2 protein-coding genes are annotated in these 1,220 nt (G+C 49.0%); both read left to right on the forward strand.

All coding sequences use genetic code 11. The annotated features are described in order from the left end of the window. Positions 1–87 precede the first annotated feature (87 nt). Positions 88–501 carry a hypothetical protein gene (locus tag AT710_09855; GenBank protein KUO89629.1) on the forward strand — a complete coding sequence of 138 codons (414 nt, stop codon included), beginning with the start codon at positions 88–90 and terminating at the stop codon, positions 499–501. Positions 502–708: 207 nt separating this feature from the next. After that, a complete protein-coding gene (locus AT710_09860) occupies positions 709–888 on the forward strand; it encodes a hypothetical protein (protein ID KUO89630.1) in 180 nt (59 codons plus the stop codon). The last annotated feature ends 332 nt before the right edge of the window (positions 889–1,220 follow it).

The following is a 1,220-nucleotide window of genomic DNA, read 5'->3' on the forward strand; positions in this document are numbered from 1 at the left end:
AAGGGTTGCGACTTGGGTAATGAGGATCTCAGGCAGGCCATCACCAAAATATTCCTATATCACATTTAATTGAATTCTTATCGATTTTTGTTACTTACATTACCCTTTGACGGTCTCTTCATAAGCCTATCCCCGCCTTATGCTTTTTCCACCTTAGGATTGGCCTCGGGATTTAGGGGCCCTCGATCGGCGGTGGCCCTCGGCTTAGAGGGCTCAAACGATGGTAGGAGCCTGAGCGGAGTCAGAAAAGGCGGTGCTGTGTCAAGGTTAAGGCCGGTAATGATGTTGTTTACATCAATAATCAATGGAAAGCATCGCGCCCCAGAATTAATGCCCTTCACAAGCCATCGTGGGCATTACAAGCCAACTCAACCATACGGCGTTGGCATAATGGCCCTAGCCGAATTAGCATGGTTCATTAAGCGGCGCGTCCCAACGCCAAGCCGGGGGAGGGGGGCAGTTGGTTTACCGTCTTCATACTCGTCACTTCATGGTCGGTAGACGTTGCTACCTCGCCTCGATTTGCCCAAGCAGTGAATCGCGGGCTTGGTCTTCGGCTCATTACTCCCACTTCCCATCGCGGGAGCTCTCCAGGACTGGGGATATAAGATATCTGCACATCGTTTGGGCCGCTAATGCAAAATGTTTTTAAATAAAGGAATTCGCATCGTTGATATGGCCATTACATGCAGACTATGCGGTAAAAGCATGAATTCGATAGGGGAGTATGTGAGGCATGTTAGGGTTGAATGTAAGCAAATACCAAGAACTAGAAAATGTCCCATCTGCGGCAGAAAATTCAATAGCATACATAAATTCAAGATACATTTAATGAATGAGGCATTGATCGATGCACGTCACGGAAACGCAATTATCTTAACGAGTTAAGGGGGCGGAAGACCCCTTCCGCTAGGGAGGGGATGGCCCCTTATAGAGGCGTTTAAATATTTCTTTCTTGCCTTTCATAATGCCCACCGTGGGGTTTAGGTTTAGAGCGTACGCCGATCGACGAACGTTGAGGGCGTTAAAGGCCCAATTGAGGTTGAGTGAGAGGCGTGCAACGCCCTTCGTTGGGCAAGGCGGGGCAAGGAAGCGGGAAGCCCCATTAGGGGCGGGGTAGTTCACACAGTGATAGCCGCCACGCGTAATCCATCTGCATCCCTGACTTCATAATAATCGGATCTCTTCTCCATTCTCGATTTTTCCTTGGGTCTAGATTG

Origin of the sequence: Thermocladium sp. ECH_B, assembly GCA_001516585.1 — an archaeon.
Lineage (GTDB): Archaea > Thermoproteota > Thermoprotei > Thermoproteales > Thermocladiaceae > Thermocladium.

Coding starts and splice junctions, on each gene's coding strand:
- AT710_09860 (KUO89630.1), top strand. CDS start 709: ATGAATTCGATAGGGGAGTATGTGAGGCATGTTAGGGTTGAATGTAAG.